The 3,761-nt window shown below is 45.9% G+C and carries 3 protein-coding genes; all 3 read right to left on the minus strand.

Annotation, left to right across the window (positions count from 1 at the left end):
- Nucleotides 1–37 precede the first annotated feature (37 nt).
- The 3 genes from GF401_01310 to GF401_01320 are packed head-to-tail and all read right to left on the minus strand — an operon-like array spanning nt 38 to nt 3,743.
- Entirely contained in the window at nt 38–1,567 is a 1,530-nt protein-coding gene (locus tag GF401_01310) for a hypothetical protein (protein ID MBD3343681.1), read from the minus strand.
- A complete protein-coding gene (locus GF401_01315; protein MBD3343682.1) occupies nt 1,564–3,252 on the minus strand; it encodes a hypothetical protein in 1,689 nt (562 codons plus the stop codon). Before GF401_01315 ends, GF401_01310 begins: the two co-directional genes overlap by 4 nt.
- An 8-nt stretch (nt 3,253–3,260) precedes the next feature.
- The gene (locus GF401_01320; GenBank protein MBD3343683.1) at nt 3,261–3,743 is read right to left on the minus strand and encodes a hypothetical protein; all 483 of its coding nucleotides are present in this window, start codon (nt 3,741–3,743) and stop codon (nt 3,261–3,263) included.
- Between the last annotated feature and the right edge of the window lie 18 nt (nt 3,744–3,761).

Below are 3,761 nucleotides of genomic sequence, written 5' to 3' on the forward strand. Positions count from 1 at the left end.
AAATCGATAGAGCCGCAGATACAACAGTCCATATCTCTTATTCCCTCTTTGTCTTAAAAGGTTTGTCTCTGCACAGCTTTATTCCCGCAAACGCCGCAGATCCCATCATTGAAAGGTAAAGGGAAAATGACAATAACGGCGGAATTCCAACGGCCATAAGCCCCACCGGCCAGATGTCCAAGCAATGTTGCCGACAATATCCCCAGGAAATGTGAGATGGTGGATCGAGCAGTAATGATATGGTATTGGGGGCCTGAACAAAGAAAATTTTGACATGATACCAAAACGGGGCACCGGTAAATGTTGCGGTCTTATGCCACAGGGCAGGGGTAACGCCATATTTTTCGACCAGTATTTCCAGTACAACATGGTAATTCACCGCAGAGGCAAAAAATGCGATTATTCCTCCACACAGGGCAAGAATATAAAAAGAAAAGCGAAAAACCTTTGTTCGAGATCCGACGATAAAAAACAGCGGAAGCAAAAGAAAGGGGAAAATCACGTAAAAATACCGATGACCCCAACACCAGGTATTAAGCTTAATGAAAGGTAAGTAGAGAAAGGCCGCATAAAAAGCACCTAAGATACGTTCGGGAACCTCTTTTCTAAAGAAAAATACCAACGGCGACAATGCAAGTAGTGGAGCCACCCAGAACCAGTGATTTTTTCCAAAGGAGATAAAAAAGTGATAATAATCATTCAAGCGGCGGCTGTTGATGAAAAGGCTTGTGATCTCATTACCGGTTGAGACGCCCTTTGATATAATCGAGCTTTCTGCTGCTTTTGCTGCAGAGGGGGCCAGATAGCCGAAATTGAATGCCGATTCAAAACGGATATAATTGAAAGCAAAGTGGAAACAAAATATGCCGCCGAGAATGAAAAATGCCTGAAGATGGGCTTTCCATCCGGTTCTGTTTTTCAGCAAATCCACAATAAGGAAAATTGCAAAAAAAAGAATATATTCTATCCGGATCAGCGAAGCCATACCAGCGCACAGTGCCCAGATACTCCATCGTGCCGAAGGTACAATTTTTTGTTTTATTCCATTTTTATACACAAGCGCATAAAAACCAGCCATACTCCAGAACAAAGCTGCCGGCTCACTCCATCCGGTACTGCTGTAGGGAAGAATCTGGGTGCAAAAAACCATAATGTTTGCATATAGGAATGCCTGTCTTATCTCTGTACCAAAGCGCACAAGAATCATAAAAACGATAACACCGATTCCTGCAGTAAAGAAAACGTTCTGCAATGTTATCAATGCACTTAAAACAAATCTCGGCAACCTCCCTCCGCTCAGTAAATTGAAAATTTCGTATGTCGCCGCCGGCACAAGACAATTGAGTACCGCCCCAAGTGAATATTGCGGATATATTTTACCGCCTCTTCCCGGAAGTCCCCATGCACCGCTCTCCTTATCGATTGCAAATGTTCCTTTCCTTATCAGGCTTCGGGCAGATTCGACTTTCGCAAGTGTATCATCGGAATATAAATGCCCCGAATAAAAAATCATCAATGATAAAAAGAACCAGATAAACACCACCACTCCAGGAGAAATTTTTTTCATTGTATATCCTCCCGGTGGCGCCGATTACTCTCTAGGCGATACACAATATAGGCCCTTTGAGGGTGATTAAAATTGAGTGTATAGGGCATTCTGTCATTGCCGTAAAAGCCGCCGTACAATCCCTTTGTCCTGAAGGGATAATTGAAAAAGGAGATGGTATCCAAAGGAACCGTCTTGAATTTTGCATCAACCATTTTTCGAGCCGGAGAATCGGCGGGAATATATTCATTGACTAAAAACTCTCCCGGTTCCGGAGACTCCGGATTTATGCGCAGCTTTTTATAACCCGACTGATACAGGTAGTAATCGTATGATAACCTTCCATAATACCAGGTCTCGCCGGGAACATACCCCCGCGCCTGAAGTGCGCCGGGCAGACGTCGGTCGGCTTCGCAGAAAAGGTAATCGCCGATACTCAACCCGATACTGAGGACCAGCGTCGAACTCATACAAAAAATCCAGAAATTGCGCCATTCCCTATCGGACCGCCCTTGCATATGCGTCATCAGCACCATGATAGCCATCGGCAAAAAGGGTAACATATATCGGATACTGGCGGTAGGGAGGAGAATCAGCACAATAAAATAAAGCAACGAATAGCCACGAATCAAAAGATGTTCACTCCTGAGTACACCAGCCTCTTTTTTTGGCAGGGGAAAAGTAATCATTTTCCAGAGCGTCCAGAGGCCAGCCAGGGAGAAGAAGAAATAGCCGGCTGAAAACCAGAGCGGCTTCTGAAGGACGGTTCTCAAGAGTATGCTCCACGTTAATGAAAAAAGAACGATCGGTCCGAGAATTTTTATTTCCTTTTTTTTTCGGGGAATGACCCAGTACCCGAACAGAGGCAATACAACGGCACCTCCCAGATAACTGATCGTGCGCTCAAACCTGTAGCGGTAGTCTCCAGGGACGGGACTGTAGAGCCCTATGGAGAAATATTGAATTTTGCCGAAGACAATCCAGTTATGAATCACCCATGTCAAGGGGAGCGCCACCGCCGGAATTCCCCACATCCATAAGCTGGCCCATCGCTTATACCGGATGCAATAGGCCGCAAACAAGGCATACAAAGCGATAACATTAACTTTCGCAAGTGCCGACAGGCCGAGGATACAACCGGAAGCAATCATCAATCCCGGACGATTCTTTCTTTCGGCAACGATAAAAAGCACCAATGTCCAGATCATAAAAGCAGTAATCGGTACATCCCACATGAGCGTATGGCTGTTGAGCACCAGCGCGGGGCAGATGGTCCACAGGAGCGTTCCGAGGAATTGATGGGTCTTGTCGAAAAACAGGCCAAGAAGGTACCAGACGCCAAGAATTGCCGCGACATAGAAAAAGAACCAGGAGAGATGAAGGGGCCATTCCTTCTCGCCGGCCAAGGCCACCGATGGGGCGAGAATCAGGGGGAGAAGCGGGGGATGAGCACTCCGATAAAACACACTGCTTCCCGGCATATTGGTCTTGTCGTGAAGCGCCATGTGTTGTCCATACACCCCGAGAGGGGGGTTGACCGGGTTTTTAAGCATCTGCCGGGCCATGTGAACCATCATATCGGAATCAATATGAAGGGCCTGGTTTATAAAAGGGAAATAGAGCACTGATGCGCACACAATTAAAACCGCCAACTGATATTTATTTTTGGCGCAGATTAAATTCCCTATGTGGTTAAAACGTGTCATTATGAATGTTAATCCTCAAACTTGTACACCCGCGCATCCGGTCCCTCATACACCAGATCTAAGAACGAAAACTCTTCCTCAATATGGTAATCGTACGCTTGAGATCCGGAACCCTTTCCCAAAGTCTGGGAATAATCGATATCGAGCAAATATGCTCCCCTGTGCTTTGATGGGTTATCTAAAGCGTTCCGGTCGATTGTATAACCGCTGTTCAGATAATAGAAAACCTGGCTCGCGTAGGGAATGACTATTTTATCCGGCTTGCGCTTGTTCAGCCAGGTAAACGCTTCAAAGAATGGTGTATGCTTTTTCCGATATGCATCTCTGTATTCGCTGCTTGCAACGCTCTTAAGCTGCGGAAGGCATAGTCGTCCGAGAACGGCCAGCGAGAACGATATATTAAGCCCGACAATTGCAGCCGTAAATATTCTGGTCGGATACTCGGCAAAAAGTTTCATGACCACCCAGGAACACACAATGCTCAGAAGCATGAACACACCTATCAAATA

The organism is Chitinivibrionales bacterium (assembly GCA_014728215.1).
Classification (GTDB): domain Bacteria; phylum Fibrobacterota; class Chitinivibrionia; order Chitinivibrionales; family WJKA01; genus WJKA01.

Bases quoted from the DNA above. Each gene is read 5' to 3' on its own strand.
- GF401_01310 (MBD3343681.1), bottom strand. From the start codon at position 1,567: ATGAAAAAAATTTCTCCTGGAGTGGTGGTGTTTATCTGGTTCTTTTTA.
- GF401_01315 (MBD3343682.1), bottom strand. From the start codon at position 3,252: ATGACACGTTTTAACCACATAGGGAATTTAATCTGCGCCAAAAATAAA.
- GF401_01320 (MBD3343683.1), bottom strand. From the start codon at position 3,743: ATGCTTCTGAGCATTGTGTGTTCCTGGGTGGTCATGAAACTTTTTGCC.